At 60.7% G+C, this 20,055-nt stretch carries 12 protein-coding genes and 1 pseudogene; 8 read left to right on the top strand and 5 right to left on the bottom strand.

Features of this window, described 5'->3' with window-relative positions; all coding sequences use genetic code 11:
• Positions 1-55: 55 nt before the first annotated feature.
• From modC to modA, 3 genes and pseudogenes are all read right to left on the bottom strand, one after another.
• Positions 56-1,141 (bottom strand): molybdenum ABC transporter ATP-binding protein, encoded by a 1,086-nt coding sequence (gene modC / locus HUU46_21810; protein NUM56283.1) that lies wholly within the window; start codon positions 1,139-1,141, stop codon positions 56-58.
• The gene (gene modB / locus HUU46_21805; protein ID NUM56282.1) at positions 1,138-1,815 is read right to left on the bottom strand and encodes a molybdate ABC transporter permease subunit; all 678 of its coding nucleotides are present in this window, start codon (positions 1,813-1,815) and stop codon (positions 1,138-1,140) included. The genes modC and modB overlap by 4 nt, the downstream gene beginning before the upstream one ends.
• Before the next feature lie 9 nt (positions 1,816-1,824).
• A pseudogene (modA, locus tag HUU46_21800) lies at positions 1,825-2,629 on the bottom strand (molybdate ABC transporter substrate-binding protein).
• Between the two features lie 214 nt (positions 2,630-2,843).
• On the opposite strand from modA, the gene HUU46_21795 reads away from it, so the two are divergent.
• From HUU46_21795 to HUU46_21770, 6 genes are all read left to right on the top strand, one after another.
• On the top strand, positions 2,844-5,660 hold the full coding sequence (locus tag HUU46_21795; GenBank protein ID NUM56281.1) for a 2-oxoglutarate dehydrogenase E1 component: 2,817 nt from the start codon (positions 2,844-2,846) through the stop codon (positions 5,658-5,660).
• A gap of 18 nt (positions 5,661-5,678) precedes the next feature.
• A complete protein-coding gene (gene odhB, locus HUU46_21790; protein ID NUM56280.1) occupies positions 5,679-6,920 on the top strand; it encodes a 2-oxoglutarate dehydrogenase complex dihydrolipoyllysine-residue succinyltransferase in 1,242 nt (413 codons plus the stop codon).
• Positions 6,921-6,929: 9 nt separating this feature from the next.
• A complete protein-coding gene (gene lspA / locus HUU46_21785) occupies positions 6,930-7,466 on the top strand; it encodes a signal peptidase II (GenBank protein NUM56279.1) in 537 nt (178 codons plus the stop codon).
• Positions 7,447-8,835, top strand: a complete 1,389-nt coding sequence (lpdA, locus tag HUU46_21780) for a dihydrolipoyl dehydrogenase (GenBank protein NUM56278.1) — start codon at positions 7,447-7,449, stop codon at positions 8,833-8,835. Before lspA ends, lpdA begins: the two co-directional genes overlap by 20 nt.
• 150 nt (positions 8,836-8,985) lie before the next feature.
• Positions 8,986-11,760, top strand: coding sequence for a cytochrome c3 family protein (locus HUU46_21775; protein NUM56277.1), 2,775 nt, complete (start codon positions 8,986-8,988; stop codon positions 11,758-11,760).
• 65 nt (positions 11,761-11,825) lie between these two features.
• The gene (locus HUU46_21770; protein NUM56276.1) at positions 11,826-13,817 is read left to right on the top strand and encodes a hypothetical protein; all 1,992 of its coding nucleotides are present in this window, start codon (positions 11,826-11,828) and stop codon (positions 13,815-13,817) included.
• A gap of 10 nt (positions 13,818-13,827) precedes the next feature.
• On the opposite strand, the gene HUU46_21765 is transcribed toward HUU46_21770, so the two are convergent.
• Positions 13,828-14,961, bottom strand: coding sequence for a sorbosone dehydrogenase family protein (locus tag HUU46_21765; protein NUM56275.1), 1,134 nt, complete (start codon positions 14,959-14,961; stop codon positions 13,828-13,830).
• A gap of 188 nt (positions 14,962-15,149) precedes the next feature.
• Here HUU46_21765 and HUU46_21760 point away from each other — a divergent pair, with 188 nt between their 5' ends.
• The gene (locus HUU46_21760; protein ID NUM56274.1) at positions 15,150-16,427 is read left to right on the top strand and encodes a citrate synthase; all 1,278 of its coding nucleotides are present in this window, start codon (positions 15,150-15,152) and stop codon (positions 16,425-16,427) included.
• Between the two features lie 67 nt (positions 16,428-16,494).
• Positions 16,495-17,310, top strand: a complete 816-nt coding sequence (locus HUU46_21755) for a hypothetical protein (GenBank protein NUM56273.1) — start codon at positions 16,495-16,497, stop codon at positions 17,308-17,310.
• Between the two features lie 32 nt (positions 17,311-17,342).
• Here HUU46_21755 and HUU46_21750 read toward each other — a convergent pair whose 3' ends face one another.
• Positions 17,343-20,030, bottom strand: coding sequence for a DUF4861 family protein (locus HUU46_21750; protein ID NUM56272.1), 2,688 nt, complete (start codon positions 20,028-20,030; stop codon positions 17,343-17,345).
• Positions 20,031-20,055 lie beyond the last annotated feature (25 nt).

Raw genomic sequence — 20,055 nt, 5'->3', positions numbered from 1 at the left:
GATGCTTCCTTGTGCATGAATTCCCCCAGCGGGTCAATTATAGGGGCTGACGGTCTTACCGCAAAATGCTTACGCCCTTGATGCGCGCGTACGTAGTCTGGCCGACGGCGAGTTGAAGGTGGTCCCACGATCGACGGGTGATCATCGACAGGATGACGGTGGAATCCCCGTCGTCATCCGCCGGCACGAGCTCCAGCAACACGTGTCCCGCCGACAGTTCGGTAACCGCGTGAATCCGCACGGGGAGCTGGTTGACGATGCTGCTTTGTTCGTCGATGGTCTTGCCGATGCTGACGTCGCGCGCCGCGATTTGAACGCGTACGACGCCGCCGATTTCCGTGCCGATGCGGCCTGACCACAGCGGTCCAAACTGTGTCTGCAATCGTGTCAGGTGGTACGTATCGTCGTGATCGAAGACCGGCGCATCGAGTACGGAAAATGGATCGCCGTCCGCCGACGCGCAGACTGCGGGCAGCAGGTCGTGTATGGGGCCGATTTTCGAGATGCGCCCCGCGTCGATGAGTATCAGCGTGTCGGCAATGCGCGCGATTTCGCGCAACGCGTGGCTTACGTAGATGACCGGGATAGAAAGCTCGCGGTGGAGCCGGTCGAGGCACGGGATGATTTCGGCGCGGCTCGCTTCATCGAGCGCGGAGAGCGGCTCGTCCATTAGCAGTAGCTTGGGGCTGCTCATCAGCGCGCGCGCGATGGCGACACGCTGGCGCTCGCCGCCGGACAAGCCGCCGGGCATGCGCTCGAGCAGTTCTGCAATGCCGGTCCATTCGACTGCGTCGCGAAACTGAATCGCGCGCTCCCGCCCGGCGATTCGGTGGTAGCCGTAGAGGACATTTCGGCGCACCTTCATGTGGGGAAACAGGCCCGGTTCCTGAAAGACATAACCGATTCCGCGCCTGTGAACAGGAACGAAAATCCGCTTTGAGTCGTCTTGCCAGATTTCGCCGCCAATCGAGAGGTACCCGTTTTTGGTTTGCTGCAAACCAGCGATACAACGCAGCAGCGTTGACTTGCCCGCGCCACTGGGGCCGAATAGGCCGGTAACGCCCCTCGACGGCGCGGTGAACTCGGCGTTCAGCGCGAATGCGCCTTGCATCACGTGGAATCGCGCGTGGATGCCGCTCATCGGGAGGGCGCATCCGCCCGTCGGTTCAGGGCGTAGACGAATACAAAGACCACGAACGCAAATGCGAGCATCATCGCGGACAGCACATGCGCCTGTGGGTAGTCAAGCGCCTCGACCGAATCGTAGATCGCGATCGAGATGACACGGGTCCGCCCGGGGATGTTGCCGCCGATCATCAGCACAACGCCGAACTCGCCGACGGTGTGCGCAAACCCCAGTGCGGCGGCGGTTATGAACCCGCGACGCGCCATCGGCACGGCAACGGTGCGGAAACGGTCCCAAGGCGACGCGCCGAGGGTCGAGGCGACCTCGAGTGGCCGGTTGCCGGCGGCCATTAACGCGTTCTGTATCGGTTGTACGACGAACGGCAGCGAATACAGGACCGAGCCGATCACGAGTCCCCAGAACGAAAACACCAGGCGCGGACCGCCCCACGTTTCCCAGAGTCCGCCTACGGGGCCATTGGGTCCGAGAAGGAATAGGAGGTAGAAACCCAACACCGTGGGCGGGAGGACCAGCGGCATCGCGACGAGCGCTTCGACGACAATGCGCGCGCGGCTGTGCGTGCGCGCAAGCCACCATGCGAGCGGTGTGCCCAGGGCGAGCAGAATGACCGTGGTCACCGCCGCGAGTTTGACCGTGAGTACGATCGGCGCCAAATCGAGCTCGTGCATCACCGGAGCTCACTTTGCGGCGACATGTGGCTTTTCGACCGCGTATCCATACGACTCAATGATGGCGATGGCGTCCTTCGAGCGAAGAAAGTCAAGAAAGGTCTTCGCCGTGCTGTTGTCATTTCCGTTGCGCAGGAGGCAGGCATCCTGCCGGATAGGCGCGTGCAAGCGGTCAGGCACAAGCCAGAAACTCATTGCGTCGAGTCTCTTGACCTGCGCGTACGCGACGAACCCCGCTTCCGCGCCACCGCTGTCAACGAACTGAAGCGTTTGCGAGATGTTCTCGCCGGTCACGATGCGATCGGCGTACGCGCCGGCCATGCCAAGGCCGCGAAGCGCTTCCATTGCCGCCGCGCCATACGGTGCGGTCTCCGGATTGGCGATAGCAAGATGCTTAATTGGTCCCTTGGTTAGTACGCCCTCGTTGACGGGCGCGAGCCCCCTCGTTGACGGGCGCGAGCCCCGGCGCGTACAGCGCCAGCCGCCCAATCGCATAGGTAAACCGCTGGGAGTCGTCGGCCAACCGATCCTTGATCAAGAGATCGACATGCGCGGTGTCCGCCGAAAGGAGAACGTCGAAGGGTCCGCCGTTTTTGATCTGGGCGACCAACTTCCCCGTAGACCCCGCGCTTGCCTTCACGACATGTCCTGTCGTCTTTTGAAAAGCCCGTGACAACTCATCGAGGGGGACCGCGAAGTTCGATGCCACGGCGACGTAAACCAGTTTGTCCGCGGGGGCGTCCGGGAACGCGTTCGACGCCACGAATATGCAGATCGCGGAGGCACAGAGTAGTGGCAGACGAAAGTTGCGCATATCGCGTGTAGTGTACTCGGGTTAACGGCGATTGTCAGCCGTTTCGGCGCGGTCCGGGCGCGCCGTGTGACAGGCCCGAACCATTCGTGTATGATCGCGTCGTGCAGCCTGTCCGAAACACGCACGACGAGTCGGAATTGGGCCTGACACCCGGCAGACAATGTGATGCCGAGTTCCGATTCGGCCCCGCGATTTGGGCCCAAACGAGGAAGGTATGGAATCCACACGCAGCGGGTTGGGCGCATCCCACGAGCCCAACAGTCTGAGCCTCGCATTCGTCGAGGGACTCTACGAAGATTTCCTGCGGGATCCCGCGTCCGTGCCGCAGGAGTGGCGCGTCTACTTTCAGGGGCAAAATGGCGGACCCGTTGTCGCGCCCGCGGCCTTTCACGAGGCGCCGCTCGCGCCGGTGCGCGGCAAGGCGCAACCGTGCCCGGTCTGCGGGCGCGAGGGAGAGGCAGCCGCGATTCAGCACCGGGTCGACATGCTCATTCGCAACTACCGCGTGTTGGGCCACAAGATCGCGCGCATCGATCCGTTGAACATGCCGCGGCCGCGGCAGCCGGAACTCGATCCCGGGTTTCACGGATTCACGCCCGAAGACATGGACACGCTGTTCGACGCGGGCAGCCTGTCGCCGCTTGGCGAGCCGTTGAAGCTGCGAACGATTATCCAACGGCTGCGCAGCACCTATTGCCGGTCGATCGGCGTGCAGTTCATGCACATCGACGACCTGTCCATCCGCGACTGGCTGTGTCAGCAGATTGAAGGCACCGCCAATCGCACGGAGCTGAGCCGCGAGCAGCAGTTGCGCATCCTCACGCGCCTGACCGACGCGGTAATTTTCGAAGAGTTCATCCAAAAGAAGTTCGTCGGCGCGAAGCGGTTTTCGCTTGAAGGCGGCGAAAGTCTAATTCCCCTGCTCGAACTCGCAATTGAAAAGGCCGGCGACCACAAAGTCGACGAGATCGTAATCGGCATGGCGCACCGTGGCCGGCTGAATGTACTCGCCAACATCATGGGCAAGAGCCCGCGCATTATTTTCCGCGAGTTCGAGGACAAGGACGCCAGCCTCATCGGCGACGTGAAGTACCATCTTGGCCATCACACGGAATGGGTCACGCATTCGGGCCACAAGGTGCACCTCGCGCTCGCGTTCAATCCGAGCCATCTGGAATTCGTGAACCCCGTCGTGCTTGGCCGGACGCGCGCGCAGCAGGACCGCATCAACGACATCGAACGGCGCAAGAGCATGGCGCTGTTGATCCATGGCGACGCGGCGTTTGCGGGCGAGGGCATCATTCAGGAAACGCTCAACCTGTCCGAGCTCGAAGGCTACACGACGGGCGGCACGCTGCATATTATTCTGAACAATCAAATCGGCTTTACGACGAATCCGTCGGAAGGACGCTCGAGCGTATATGCGACAGACGTCGCCAAGATGCTCCAGAGCCCAATCTTCCACGTCAACGGCGAAGACCCGGAAGCCGTGGCGCAGGTCATCGAAGTGGCGATGGAATATCGGCGCCGGTTCCGGCGCGACGTCGTTGTGGACATGTACTGTTACCGCCGGCGCGGGCACAACGAGGGCGACGAGCCCGCGTTCACTCAACCGGTCTTGTATCGCCACATTGCGAAGCGCCAGCCGGTGCGCGAGGCGTATCTCGAGCACATGCAGAAGCTGGGCTCCGTTACGCGCGAGGAAGCCGAAGAAATCGCGGTGCGACGCCGCGAGATGCTCGAAGCGGAATTGACCGTTGCGCGCAGCGGCGAGGCGCCGCGTCCGGTCAGCGCGTTGCGCGGCATCTGGGCCAACTACCAGGGCGGTCCCGACCGCGACGTGCCCGACGTCGACACCGGCGTCGAGATGGACATCCTGCAGGACCTGCTGATCTCGCAATCCAAAGTCCCGCCTGACTTTCGTCCGCACCCGAAGATAGAACGTATCCTCGAATCGCGCGCGGAGATGGCGGCTGGGAAGGCCCCGGTCGATTGGGCCGCCGCGGAGGCGCTTGCGTTTGCGACGCTGCTGAGCGAGGGCACGCGCATCCGCATCACCGGCCAGGACTCCGAACGCGGCACGTTCAGTCATCGGCACGCCGTGTTGCACTCGATCGAAGACGGCGACCTGTACGTCCCGTTGCGGCACCTTTCGCCGCAACAAGCGCCGTTCGAGATTTATAACAGTCCGCTTTGCGAAGCGGGCGTGGTCGGGTTTGAATACGGATACAGCATCGCCTACCCAGACGGGCTGACCATTTGGGAGGCGCAGTTCGGCGACTTTTTCAATGTGGCGCAGGTCATCGTCGACCAATTTATCTCGAGCGCGGAAGACAAGTGGCGCAGCCTCTCCGGGCTCGTAATGTTGCTCCCGCACGGGTACGAAGGCATGGGCCCGGAACACTCGAGCGCGCGCATCGAGCGCCTGTTCTCGTTGACCGCGGAGGACAACATGCAGGTTGTGTATCCGTCAACGCCTGCGCAGTTGTTTCACGTGTTGCGCAGGCAGGTCGAACGGCCGTGGCGCAAGCCATTGGTCGTGCTGACGCCAAAGAGTCTATTGCGCCACGCGCGCTGCGTGTCGACATTAGACGATTTGGCCAAGGGCCGCTTTTGTCGCATTCTGCCCGACGCACAGGGAATTGTTGGCAAAGTCGATCGCGTCCTGCTTTGCACAGGAAAGATTTACTACGAGTTGCTCGAAGAACGCGACAACCAAAAGCGCGACGATGTCGCCATTGTCCGGGTCGAACAGTTGTATCCGCTGCAGCCCGAGGACATGCGTGCGGTGTTCGAGCACTATGCGGACAACACGCCCGTACTCTGGGTCCAGGAAGAGCCGGAGAATATGGGTGCGTGGCGGCGCATGCGCGGGAAGTTCGGATATATCCTGGACGGTCGGTTGCCGTTCTACGGTCTGTACCGGCCCGCGTCTGCAAGCCCGGCCACCGGTTCGCCGTCCATGCATAAGAAAGAACAACGCGAAATCATCGAACAGGCCTTTGGGCCCATTGCGGGGTTCTCGCGATGAGGTTTTGGAGAATTGCAGATGCCCGTTGAACTTATCGTTCCGCCGATGGGCGAATCGATTACGGAAGTGCAAATTGGCGCGTGGCGCAAGCGGCCGGGCGATCCGATCAAGCGCGACGAATCGGTCGTTGAACTTGAGTCCGACAAAGCGACAGTCGATCTGCCCGCACCCGTAGCCGGCTCCATTACCAAGGTCTTAAAGAAAGAGGGCGAGCGGGCGGCCGTGGGCGAAGTGATCGGATACATGGATGAAGCCGCGGTAGTGGCGTCCGCGGCGTCCAGTGTTCCCGAGGCGAAGCCGAAAGCCGCGGCGCCTGCGGCGCCAAAACCGAAATCGTTGGAAGCGCCCGCACCGCCGGTCCCGGCAGAAGCGGCGCGCATCATGCCGTCAGCGCGACGGATCATGGCGGAACAGGGTGTCGGCGTGGAAGCCGTGACTGCGACCGGTCCGGGCGGACGCGTTCTCAAAGAGGACGTGCTTCGGGTGGCGCACGTTGAGGTAGCGAAGCCGCCGCCGCAGCGAGTGGTGGAACCGGAACGCCCCGCGCCGCACCGCGGGCCGCGCGACGAAGAGCGCGTGCCCATGACGCCGATGCGACGCCGCATCGCGGAGCGACTCGTCGAGGCGCAACGCACCGCGGCGTTACTAACGACGTTCAATGAAGTCGATATGTCGGCGGTCATCGCCATGCGTGAAGAGTACAAAGCCGAGTTCCAGGAGAAGTACGGTGTGAAGCTTGGATTCATGTCGTTCTTCGTGAAAGCAGTCGTCGAGGGCCTCACGCAGATCCCTCGCGTCAATGCGGAGATTCGCCACGGCGACATCGTCTATCACCATTACTGCGATATTGGCATTGCGGTCGGCGGCGGCAAAGGCCTTGTTGTGCCAGTGCTGCGCAACGCCGAGGCGCTTAGTTTTGCGGAAATCGAAAAGCGAATCGCGGACTTTGGTGCGCGCGCGAAAGAGAACAAGATTGCGCTCGATGAACTCGAGGGCGGCACGTTCACCATCAGCAACGGCGGCGTGTACGGTTCGATGATGTCGACGCCGATCGTGAACCCGCCGCAAAGCGGAATTCTCGGGCTGCACGCGATTCAAGACCGCCCCGTAGCGCGCGAAGGACAAGTTGTCATCCGGCCGATGATGTATCTCGCGCTGTCGTACGACCACCGTCTCGTGGACGGCCGCGAGGCGGTGACATTTCTTAGGCGCGTGAAGGAATACGTCGAAAAGCCCGCGCGCCTACTGCTCGATCTGTAGGTGTGCCGAATGAAGTCGATTCCATTGAAACTGCGTGCGGTCCTCGTGTTGTTGATAGTCGTCGCGTCCGTTGGCTGCGATCAGGCCACGAAACACATCGCCACGGACAGGTTGAAATCCTCGGGAAAGATCGAAGTTGCCGGAAAGTTCTTCGCGTTGCAGTACGCGGAAAACGAGGGAGCGTTCCTAAGCCTTGGCGCAACGCTACCCCGCGCGGCGCGTTTTTGGATATTCACGGTATTCACGAGCGTCGTGCTCGTTGCGCTCACGTACTATGTCTTTATGAGCGCGGAGTTGCGAGGACCGGATGTCGTTGCGATCGCGTTGTTGTTGAGCGGCGGGATCGGAAACATGATCGACCGAATCGCCAACGATGGCATTGTCGTCGACTTTATGGTGATGGAGGTCTGGGGGCCGATCCGCACGGGCGTGTTCAACGTTGCTGATCTGGCGGTAATGGTGGGCGTGTTCTTGTTGTTTGGTGCACGGCTGTTCGCGCCGCGCAAGCAGGAGGGGGAAGCTGCACATGGGCCAACAGACACATGACGTCGTCATTATCGGGGCGGGGCCCGGGGGCTACGTCGCCGCGATCCGCGCCGCGCAGCTCGGTCTGAACGTCGCCTGTGTCGAACTCGAGAAAGCCCTTGGCGGCACCTGTCTGCGCATTGGGTGCATTCCGAGCAAGGCGCTCCTGGAATCCAGCGAACATTTCGTCGCGGCCAAACATGAACTGAAGACGCATGGCGTTGGCGTGGGCGAGGTCATGCTCGATCTCGATACGATGATGAAACGCAAGGACGGAATCGTCCGTCAACTCACCAAGGGCATCGAAGGGCTTTTCAAGAAGCACACTATAACGCGGTACGAAGGCCGCGCACGAATTGCCGGGCTCAACAAAGTGATTGTCGAGTCGGCCGAACGTGTCGAGTTGGTGGCGAAGCATATCGTCATCGCGACGGGCAGCAAACCCGCTACCATCAAAGGCGTCGAATTCGTCGCCGATCGAATCGGGTCGAGCACCGAAGCGTTGTCATACACTGAAGTGCCGGGGCACCTCGTCGTCATCGGCGCGGGGTACATCGGTCTCGAAATGGGTTCCGTGTGGCAGCGGCTCGGCGCGAAGGTCACCGTGCTCGAATACCTCGATCGAATCCTTCCGGGCATGGACCTTGAACTCGCGCGCGAAGCGGAGAAAGTGTTCAAGAAGCAGGGGATGGAATTCCGGCTCGGCAGCAAGGTTGTTGGCGCAACGGTCGAAGGCAACAAGTGTACCGTGGTTATTGAAGGCAGTGCGCCGATTATGTGTGACCGTGTGTTGGTCGCCGTTGGGCGTACGCCGAACACAGTAGACATCGGGCTGGAAACTGTCGGGGTTGAGACGGACGCGCGCGGGTTCATTTCAATAGACGAGCATTTCGCGACCAGCGCACCGGGCGTTTACGCGATTGGCGACATCGTGCGCGGACCGATGCTTGCGCACAAGGCGGAAGAAGAAGGCGTCGCCTGCGCCGAACACATCGCCGGCGGATACGGACACGTGAATTACGACTGCATTCCCGGAATCGTGTACACGCACCCGGAGATCGCCACCGTCGGCAAGTCCGAAGAACAACTCCAGGAAGCCGGCATCGCCTACCGGAAAGGCGTGTTCCCCTTTATGGCAAACGCGCGCGCGAAGGCGCTCGGCAGCACCGAGGGCCGCGTAAAGATTCTCGCCGACGCACAGACCGACCGCGTACTCGGGGTACACGTCATCGGTCCCCGCGCGGGCGACCTCATCGCCGAGGCGGCAATTGCGATGGAATTTGGGGCATCGAGCGAAGACATCGCACGGACATGTCACGCCCATCCGACGCTGTCGGAAGCAGTTAAGGAAGCTGCCCTCGCCGTCGCTGGGCGCGAAATCAATATCTAGTGCAGTACTGGGACTAGGCGCCGCCGCCGGCATTTTGAAAATGATCCCTTTTGTGGCATAATTAGGGCGAACTGTGCGCGGAGCACTTTGGGGGCCGGATGCAACATCCGGGCAGGTGTTCCGGCCAGCCGGTTCGGAAAGAAGTTTTTTATGGTTTCCGGGGGGAAACACCAGTATTTCGGGGTCGTTGGATTCTTCCTCGCCCTGGCGTGTCTTCCGTGTGCGTTTGCGCAGGACGACGCGGAGTGCTTCGTTTGCCACAATGATTCGAGCCTGACCAAAGACCTGCCTGACGGTGGCACGAAGTCCCTGTTTGTCGACGAGCAAGCCTACGCAAACAATATCCACGCCGGGATTGGGTGCGTCGGTTGCCACGCCGACATCACCGAAGTTCCTCATACAGGGGAAATCAAGCCGGTTGACTGCACCGCATGCCATTCCGACGAAGCAGCGGTTTACGCGAAAAGCCTGCACGGCATGGCGGTGGAGAGGAACGACCCGCTGGCGCCTTCCTGCGCCGATTGCCATACGGCCCACGACATTCGGTTGCCGGACGATCCAAAGTCGCGAACAAATCCCATCAACATTCCCCACATGTGCGCGCAATGCCACGCAGAGAACGCGCCCGTTGCGCAAACGCGCAACGTTTCGCAGCACGACATTCTCGAGAACTACGAAGACAGCATGCACGCGACGGGATTGTTGCAGCAGGGACTGAAGGTGACCGCTGTTTGCACCAGTTGTCACACCGCGCACAATGTGTTGCCGCACACCGACCCCGAATCCTCCATACACCGGGACAACGTGGTATCGACATGCACACAGTGCCACGCATTGATCGAAGAGGTCCACCGGAAGGTCATCAACGGCGAACTCTGGGAGAAAGACCCACAGAAGGTGCCGGTCTGCGTGGACTGCCACCAGGCGCACGAAGCCCGCAAGGTATTTTACGACGAAGGCGTGAGCGATCGGGATTGCATGGCCTGCCACGATAAACCGGTCGCAAGCGCCGGCGGGACGATCGCCGCCGTGAGCGCCGATGAGGTCCTGAACTCCGCGCATTCGACCGTGCGCTGCGCACAATGCCATACGGGCGCATCGCCGGCGCTCCCGCGGCCATGCGAGACGGTGGCATCCGCCGTGGATTGCTCGATCTGCCACGACGACCAGGTGCAACTGCATGCCGCGAGCATCCACGGGCAATTGTTTGCGAAGGGCGATCCCGATGCGCCGAGTTGCCTCGATTGTCATGCGGGCCACACTACGCAACGCAAAATCGATCCGGCATCGCCGACGTTTCCGTCCAATGTGCCGAACCTGTGTGGGCGTTGTCACCGCGCAGGGGAGAAGGCGGCGACGCGTTTGCCGGAGGAGTTCTCGGGCATTGTCGAAAGCTATTCCGAAAGCGTGCATGGGAAAGGCTTGCTCGCGTCCGGGCTTGTAGTCTCGGCGACCTGTACCAACTGCCACACGGCGCACAACCCGTTGCCGCCAGGCGATCCGGCATCCAGCGTGCATCCCACGAACATTCCCAATACGTGCGGGAGTTGCCACAACGGAGTCGAGGAGACGTTCCTCGACAGTGTTCACTCTCCGCTGGTGACCACGACGGACAAGCCGCTACCCGTGTGCAGCGATTGTCATACCGCGCACAATATCGCGCGCGCCGACGACGAGACATTTCGCCTTGACATCGTCGATACCTGCGGTAAGTGCCACGAAGACGTCACGGAAACATACTTCGACACCTACCACGGCAAGGTGTCGAAACTGGGCGCGGACGTTGCGGCACGGTGTCACGATTGTCACGGGGCGCACGACGCGCTTCCAGTCTCCGACCCCAATTCGCATTTGAGCCGCGACAACATCGTGCAGACGTGCGCGCAGTGTCACCCCGGTGCGAATCGCCGGTTCGCAGGTTACCTGACGCACGCGACGCACCACGATCCGGAGAAGTACCCGGCGCTGTTCTTCGCGTTCTGGGGCATGACGGCGCTGTTGGTCGGCACCTTCGGGTTCTTCGGAATTCACACGCTCATGTGGTTTCCGCGGTCGCTGAAGGAAATGCGCAAACGCAAAGCGGCCGCCGCGCACACCGAGCGCCGGATGGTTCGCCGCTTTGACCCCGTGGTGCGGCAGATGCACTTCGTACTTATCCTCAGTTTCTTCGGGCTTGCCTTAACCGGCATGGCCTTGAAGTTCTCGTATATGGGGTGGGCGCAAGCTCTGTCAAATGTCATGGGCGGCTTCTACACGATGGGCACGATCCATCGCATCTGCGCTGTGGCGATGTTCCTTGTGTTCGTCATTCACTTGGCCTACGTCGTCCAGCGCAAGCGCAAAACGGGTTCGACATGGAGCCAAATGCTGCTCGGCACGGGATCCCTGCTTCCAATGTGGCGCGACGTGCGCGAGTTTCTCGCGACGGTAAAGTGGTTCCGAGGAAAGGGGCCTCGGCCATCGTACGGCGAATGGACCTATTGGGAGAAATTCGACTACTTCGCGGTGTTCTGGGGCGTGGCGATTATTGGGTCGACGGGCCTCATGTTGTGGTTTCCCGAGACGTTCACCCTGATATTGCCCGGATGGGTCATTAACGTCGCGACGATTATTCACAGCGACGAGGCGTTGCTGGCCGTGGGCTTCATCTTCACCATTCACTTTTTCAATACGCACTTTAGGCCCGAGAAATTCCCGATGGACATGGCCATGTTTACCGGCCTTATCAGCGAGGACGAACTGAAGGAAGAACGCCCACGGTATTACGAGGAACTGGCCCAGAGCGGGGAACTCGAGAAGCGAATCGCCCCGCAGGCGGCGAGAGAGTTCAAATTCTGGGCGGCAATATTCGGGACGGTTGCCCTCGTCGTCGGATTTTCGCTGGTCGGTTTTATCGTTTGGTCGATGGTGTTTGGATACAAATGACGCACGCCCTGTTCTGACAAGTTCCAAGCGCCCCTGCCCAAGCGCAGCGGGAGGTATCGTTTGAAATGAGCACGCATACCGTCAGCCAACTCGCTATCGTCGTTGTGTCACTTGCTTGCATTACCGCGGCCGCTGCGCCCACCGATGAAGAGTGTATGGTCTGCCACAGCGATCCGAACCTTACCAAGGACATGGGCGGTGGCGTCGCAAAATCCATGTATCTCGACGCGAAGGCCTTTTCCGAATCGATTCACGGCACGATCGGATGCGCATCCTGCCACGCCGACATCGAGGAACTACCGCACGATCCGGACTTGAAACCGGTAAACTGCGGCGCGTGCCACGCGGAGGCCGACGCCTACACACTCAGCCTGCACGGAAAAGCGCTTGCCAGCGGTGACAAAGACGTGGGAGGCTGCATCGACTGCCACGGTAAGCACGATACGCGCTCGGGCGACGACCCGTTGTCGATGACCAACCCGCGCAATCTTGCGCAGACCTGTGGGCGCTGTCACTCGGACGCCAGCCTCGTCAAGAAACACATGGTGTCGATATCCGAACCGTCCGAGTCGTACTTGAAGGGCGTCCACGCGATAGCGATTGCTGCGGGCAACGACAAGGCGGCTGTCTGCTCCGACTGCCACGGCGCGCACGAAATTCTTCCGTCAAACGATGCGAACTCGCCCATTGCACGCGCGCACATTCATACCACGTGCGGCAAGTGCCACGAAAAGGAACTGGCTGAATTCAACCGGAGCATTCACGGTCGCGCGCTGGTCGCCGGCATTAAGGACGCACCGAGCTGTGTGGACTGTCACGGCGAGCACGCCATCGAACCGCCCAAGACAGAGGAGTCCATTCTGGCCGCGCAAATGGTGTCGCGATCGACGTGCCCGAAATGTCACGAAGACGAAACCGTGATGATGAAATACGGGATCGCGACGCACCTGCAGGCGAGCTACATGGACAGTTATCACGGCATGGCGTCGACCGCCGGCGGAAAGGTTATTGCAAGTTGCGCGAGTTGCCATGGCGCACACGAAATCCTACCGCAGGACGATCCAGCGTCGTCGATTAACAAGGCCAACCTGGTCAAAACGTGCGGGGCCTGCCACGAGGGGGCCACCGAAAACTTCGCCGCGAGTCCCGTCCATATCATTCCCACCGATTCGGGGCAGCTCGCGGTAGGCATTGTGCGCGTAGTCTATATCTGGCTGATCGTGCTGCTCATTGGCGGAATGGTGTTTCACAATTCGCTGCTGATGCTGCGGCACATGGCCGTGAAATTCCGTGCGGAATTGCGCGGGCCGAATGCCTATCGCCGCTTCTCGCTTGGGCAGACGTTGGGCCACTTCGTGCTCATGATTTCCTTCACGGTGCTTGCAATTTCCGGCTTTGCGTTGCGATTTCCGGACAATTACTGGCTGAAGATGATCTTCTTCAACGGTGCAGGCATCGAAATGCGCAGCAGCATTCACCGCTGGGCCGGGGCCGTGCTGATCGTATTGCTCATAGTGCACATGCTGCATGGGTTGTTCAGCCGGAAAGGCAGGAAGGAAGTGCTGTCGCTATTGCCGCGCGTGTGCGATGTGCGCGATCTGTTCGCAAACCTGCTGTACGCGGTCGGCCTTCGGAAAGAGCAACCCAAATACGACCGGTACAGCTACTCCGAGAAGCTGGAATACTGGGGCATGATGTGGGGCTCGGTGCTCATGGGAATTACCGGTCTCTGCATGTGGTTTGCCGAGGACTTCATGAGGTACTTCTCGAAACTCTTCCTCGACATTGCGGCCACGATTCACTACTACGAGGCATGGCTCGCCGTAGGGACGATCCTCGTGTGGCACATGTACTACATGATTCTCGATCCGGAAACGTACCCGATGAACTGGTCGTGGATCACGGGTCGCATCACCGAAGAAGACTTCAAGGAGCGCCACGGGCTGGAGTACGAGCGCGAAGTAAAGAATGCGGTGCAACCGGTCGTAGCGGAGCCCAAGCCCGCAACAGACCCGATGATGGCCTCCGCCATCATGGACAGCGACGACAAAAAGTAGAACGGCTGGATCATTTCGCGTAGGCGATTCGGTATATGCAATTCGCCGTATCGTCGCTGACCAAGATTGCGCCATCCGGCATGACCAAGACGTCCGCGGGCCGGCCCCATGCTGTGCCGCTCTGCATCCAGCCGCGGGCAAAGGTCTCATACGACGCCGCGTTTCCGTCCGTGTCCAAGGTGACACAGGAAATGCAGTATCCCGTCGGGTCCAAGGGCGGTTTGCGCTCGAACGAGCCGTGCTCGGCGATGAAAATCTGATTGCGATACTTCTCGGGAAACATCGTGCCGGTATAGAAGCGCATGCCAATTGCGGCGGCGTGCGGGGCCAGGTCCTGAACGGGGGGCGTGAACTCCTCCGCTTTTCGGCCTTCGCCGTATTTTGGATCGGGCACGCTCTTTCCAAACCAGTGCGGGTATCCGAAATGCATACCCGGTAGCGGCGCGCGGTTGAGTTCGTCCGGCGGAAGGTCCGGTCCCATCAGATCGCGGCCGTTATCCGTAAACCAGAGTTCTTGAGTGAGCGGATGCCAGTCGAAACCCACGGTATTGCGCACGCCTTTCGCGAAGATTTCCAGGCCCGTGCCGTCCGGGTTCATTCGCGTGATGCACGCGTGCATGCCGGCCGGCGGGTCGCCGATATTGGCGGGCGCGCCAACGGGCACGTACAGTTTCCCGTCCGGCCCGAACGCGATAAACTTCCAACCGTGCGTCGCGTCGGATGGGAACGCCTCGGTCACCACCGCCGGCTCCGGCGTGCTCATGTAGGTGGACTCGATGTTGTCGTACCGCAAGACGCGGTTCACGGCGCCGACGTAAAGCGCCCCATCGCGGAATGCCACGCCACTCGGTTGCGTCAGGCCTTTTGCGATAACGTGGACCTCATCGGCCTTGCCATCCTTGTTCGTATCGACGACTGCGTACACCTGGCCGGCCCCTTTGTCGCGCGAACCGACGAACACCGTGCCGTTCGCACCGAGGGCCATTTGCCGCGCGTTGTATACGTTTTCGGCATAGGTCTCGATTCGGAACCCGTCGGGCAAGCGAATTGTGCCCAGCCGAATTTCCGCCGCGGCCGGCGCGACCATCGATGCCAGCAGCGCAAGACACGACGCCGCAATGATTAGACGTTTGACGGAATGCATAAAACTCTCCCCGGTGATTGGCCGATACTATGCAGGTCGTCGTGGGGCGATTCAAACCCCGATCCGGGTTTGATTAACATGACCCGTAAAGGTACTATTCTCTCTCCAGCCACCAGGGGGATTTGGGTGCGCTCCCATTGCGCGGAACGGCGGCCATTCTGGTTTTTTGTAGTGAATGGAGACGAAGCATGAGTACTGCCAAGCTGATCTACAACGGAAAAGAATACGAATACCCCGTAATCGTCGGTACGGAGAACGAAGCCGCCATTGACTTCACGCAACTCCGCGCGCAGACCGGGGCCATTACGTACGATCCGGGGTACGGCAACACGGGCTCGTGCAGGAGCGCGATCACGTTTATCGACGGCGACAAGGGGGTTCTTCGCTACCGCGGATATCCGATCGAAGAACTTGCCGTGAAGTCGCGCTTTTCCGAAGTTTGCTTCCTCCTGATATACGGAAACCTTCCGAACGAAAAGGAATTGGTCGAATGGCGCCGCCAGCTCACCTTGAACAGCTTCATTCACGAAAGCATGATCAATTTCTTCGATCACTATCCGCCGACGGCACACCCGATGGCGATCCTGTCCGCGATGGTGGCATCGCTCTCAACGTTCTATCCGGACTCCGGCGACGACGAACACCTCGATCTGAATATCATCCGTCTTCTCGCGAAAGCGAAGACACTCGCGGCGTTCTCCTATAAGAAGACGCGGGGCGAGCCGATAGTCTATCCCATCGCGGCGAACTCCTACGCGGCGAATTTCCTGTACATGATGTTCAGCACGCCGGCGGAGCCGTATCCGATTTCGCCGGTCATCGAAGACGCGCTAAACATGCTGCTCGTGCTCCATGCCGACCACGAACAGAACTGTTCGACGTCGACGGTGCGCATGGTGGGCAGCTCGGGTGCGAACCTGTACGCCTCCATCTCCGCGGGGATCAGCGGCCTCTGGGGCCCGCTGCACGGCGGCGCGAACCAGGAAGTCATCGAGATGCTCGAAAAGATCGTCTCCGACGGCTGCAATTACAAGAAGTACGTCGACATGGCCAAGGACAAGAATTCCGGCTTTCGTCTGATGGGGTTCGGTCACCGCGTGTACAAGAATTTCGATCCGCGCGCGAAATTGCTGAAGGAAGCGTGCGACCGCGTGCTGAACGAACTGGGCATCAACGAGCCGTTGCTCGAAATCGCCAAACACCTCGAAGAAGCCGCACTGAAAGACAGTTTCTTTATCGAGCGCAAGCTGTATCCGAACGTCGACTTTTACAGCGGCATCATCTACCGGGCACTCGGCATTCCCACGAACATGTTCACCGTTATGTTCGCGATTGGCCGAATGCCGGGTTGGATTGCGCAGTGGCGCGAAATGCGCGCGGAAGCCGGCAACCGGATTCATCGTCCGCGGCAGGTGTACGTGGGCGAAACGCTTCGGCCGTACGTGCCGGTTGAAAAGCGCACGTAGCGCGAATTCGGAAGCAAGACGGTCCTCCGCGTGGAGGGCCGTTTCCGTTCAACTACGAGGACGGGCAATGAGCGACGCTGCGGAGGTCCAGCCGCAATCGATCCAAATCGCTATGACCTTTGGACGGCGCGTCGCGATCGCCGCGGCGGTGCTTCTTGCGGCGCGTTCCGTTGCCCTTGTGCTGCAATTTGCGAATGGCGCGATTCTCGCCTATCGCTTGGCGCCATACTACGAATCCATCGTATACGTCGCGTGGAATTTCGTTGTGGGCTGCGCGGTAATTGCCTCGGTGCTGCTCGTGCTCCTGCAGGCGCAACGGCGCATCACTGCAGGCAAGCCGCACTGGCTTGCATCCATGCCCGAGACCCGGCTCGTCGTGTTGCTCGTCATCTTGTTGCTGATCTCGCGCGTTGTGCCGCGGCTTGGCTGGGACCAAACGATGTTCGATGCCGGTAACGCGCCTGGCCCAATGATAGGCCTCGTACTGCGGGGGGTCTTTTTTGCGCTCGCGGTCGCGGCATGCTACGTCTGGATTTGGTGGTGCAATTGCCCGCCGTGCGCCGAGCGGCTCGTGCTCGTCGCGGCGCTATCCTGGGCGGGATTCGATCTGCTCATGGACCTGCTTGACTTGGCCGCGCCAACTGTCACGCTCATACTTTCGCGCGACCCAGGAGAAGGCTGGACGTTTCCCGTTCCGGGGTCCGATACAGTAGCCGAGGTGTACTTGACCTCATGGATATGGCGTGTCGGCGTGGAGAACGTAATGCCGGCGATGGGATCGTGGCTGGCGAGTGTCGCCATCACGACGCCGATTGCGGCCGTGATTGCCCTGGTGGTCTACATGATTCTGAATCGGAAGGACGACGCGGCGCCTCTACAGTAAGCCGAACCTTGTCCGTGTAATCGTCCGCTGAACTACTTGGGAAACTTCGCGCCGGCGAGTACGCGCAGTTCCTTCACCCAATTCTCCATGACTGGCGCGACGGGATACTGCAAACCGTTCTGCCACTTCGCCTGAATAAAGTACGTTATCGGCACGCCCCGCTCTATTTTCAATACGATGTGGTTCTCGCCCGGCACGTCGCCTTCGCGCACGAATCGTTCCGCGGGGAAGACTGCGCCGAGCCCGATGCGGCCGATGGCCGGCGTCTGTGTGCCCCACACCGCCATAACGCCCGCCTGGGGATCGAGCAGATATTCTTGATGCGAAAGCCGCGTAAGCCCGATACCCAATTCCAACAGGTCGTTGTTTTCGGCGCCTTCGACGAGCACTTCGACGGCGCTCTCGCGATGGCCCGCTTCAATCGAAAACCGTAGACGGACCGTGTAAGTATTGCCAATCGGTCCGACATTCGATGCTTTCATTTCGACAACGGCGCGATGGTTGTCCTGTTCGACGAGCGACTTCTCGAACTTCACGACGCCGTTTCCGCCGGGGCTGCGCACGGCGAAGGGTTGTTCGTTCACATACAGCGTGACGCCGCCCAGCCCGCTCGTGTCACGCACGGCGAGGGCGTCGACGCCCCACGGCGCGGGAATCTGATTGGCAGTCTCGATCGCCGCGTCGGCTAGAGTCAACCGGCGGACGTTCTTGCCGAAGAAATCGATCTGGCCCCAGTACGCGCGATATGCGGCGACTTCGGACTCCCATCCGATGTTGTCCGGAATCCAGTCGATGGCGGTGCTCACCCGCGGGTTCGGGTTAGCCTCCGCGCTGCGCGCCGCTATCCATTCGGCATACGCGGCCACGGGCGCGGAGAGTGCGAATTCCTGTTCGAACAAGGCCTGTATCTTCGCGTAGTCACCCTGCCCGCGTGCTTCGCCTACGCCCTGCCAGAACGGTGCGTTATCGTGCAATTTCTTCAATTGCGCGAGATACACGTCCTTCAAAATGTCGAAATAATAGCGAAGCGACTCGTTGCTGGCCACTAGTTTGGACGTAATCGCGGCATCGAAATTGTCCGCGCGCAGGCCGTTGTGAACGAACTGCGCGACTACGCTTCCGGCAAATGGGTCTGCGCCCTTTGCGGCGATAGCCTGTTCGAGCCGTTGGTTCAGAGAGAAGAGTACCGCAGGCATCGCAGCCACTTCCGTCGCCTGAACCGCGTTTACTTCTTGCCATGTCCACGCAATCGGGCGAATCGCGGCCGTGGCCTTCCATGAATCATCTTCCGTTCCGTTGGCGTCGACATCGATACTCCACGTGTCGATTGCGCCGTCGCCGTCGGTATCGCTCATGATGTATTTCATGTCCGGCGTGCGGTCGTAATTCGCGTCCACGTCCATCCAGGCGCGCTTGGCGCCGAGCAGGTGAATGCGATGATCGGCGGGGTGGAAGTAGACCGCGGTCGGTTTCCCGATCTGTGTGGCCAGTTCGAACCGCTTATTGAGCGCGCCGCAGTGGACGCCGGGGATCGGATCGAAACCGTCGACAGCGGGCGCGACAACGCCTTCCCATCGCTCGTGCCGGTCGGCGTACTCGACGCCCTCGACGTTGTCGTCGTTCTCGTCCCACGTGAGGAGCATCGCGTCCCAAACCAACTGTGTATGCAGCGACTGCGCGGCTGCGAATGTGATTACCGGCGCTGTTGGGATACCTCGAAGCTGAAGCGTTTCCGTCGATCCGTCCGGAATAGCGAGGCCGTCCTTCGGGGCGCGCGCCGCGATAGACACGTCATAGTCGTGCTGCTCGTCCGTCGTTGCGTCGTTGTCCGCGTCCATACTCTGCCGGAGCGTCAGAATCCTACCGGTGTCTACTTCATACCGCAGGGCTTCTTCGCTGGTCACGTCCCCATCGTACGTCACGAACACGAACGGGTTCTCGAAAACGGGTTTCCATTCCGTAGCATCCGGCGCGAGTACCATTGCGTAGTGCATCTCGTTTCCGCCGAAATGGCACCGCCACTGGCACGCAGCCTGATCGTAAGCGTAGCCGACGTCGTACCAAAGCTGATTGTCGTCGCCGATGTCCCGCGAAAGCCACACGGTCATCACGTTGTTGTCGCCGCCGGCCAAGTCGCCGCCCGGACGGTAGAAGGCCAATTCGCCAACATCCTGGTCGCCATCCTGATCCGAGAAATCGATGACGGCGTCTACCGTGCCATCGCCCTTCCAATCTGCAAGATACAGATCGTTATCTTGGTCCGGCTCCTGGCCCTCCACGAGATCGCCGTCTTCGTCGATGACGCGGACGAGGACCGGGCGTATTGCTTCCGGATGGCGCGGCGACGTGTCGACGAACCAAACCTCTTCGGGCTTGCCATCGACATTCGCGTCGACATAATGCCGCTTGCCGGGTTCGCCTTTCAGTACCTGTGCGCTGAACACCGCGTCGAATACCGCCGCGGCGCCGAACACACGTTCGAAAGTCTTTTGGGCGACGGCCTCTGGCGCGGGCGGCTCCGCGGGCGCAGGCGCTGGTTCAGGTTGTGGCGCCGGTTCTGCCGGCGCGGGCGCAGGCGGTTCCGCTGGCGCCGATTCAGGCTGTGGCGCAGGTTCGGCGGGGGCAGGCGGAGCGGCTTCCGGGGCCGGGGCAGGTTCTTGGCCGTGCAGCGCGCCTGACACGATGTACAGAACTAGAACGGCCCGCGCTATCCAACGCATGCCACAGTCTCCCACACGAACTCAC

The organism is Candidatus Hydrogenedentota bacterium (assembly GCA_013359265.1).
GTDB lineage: Bacteria > Hydrogenedentota > Hydrogenedentia > Hydrogenedentales > SLHB01 > JABWCD01.
The sequence above is the reverse complement of the archived record's forward strand: the minus strand, read 5'-3'. Positions and strand labels throughout refer to the sequence as shown.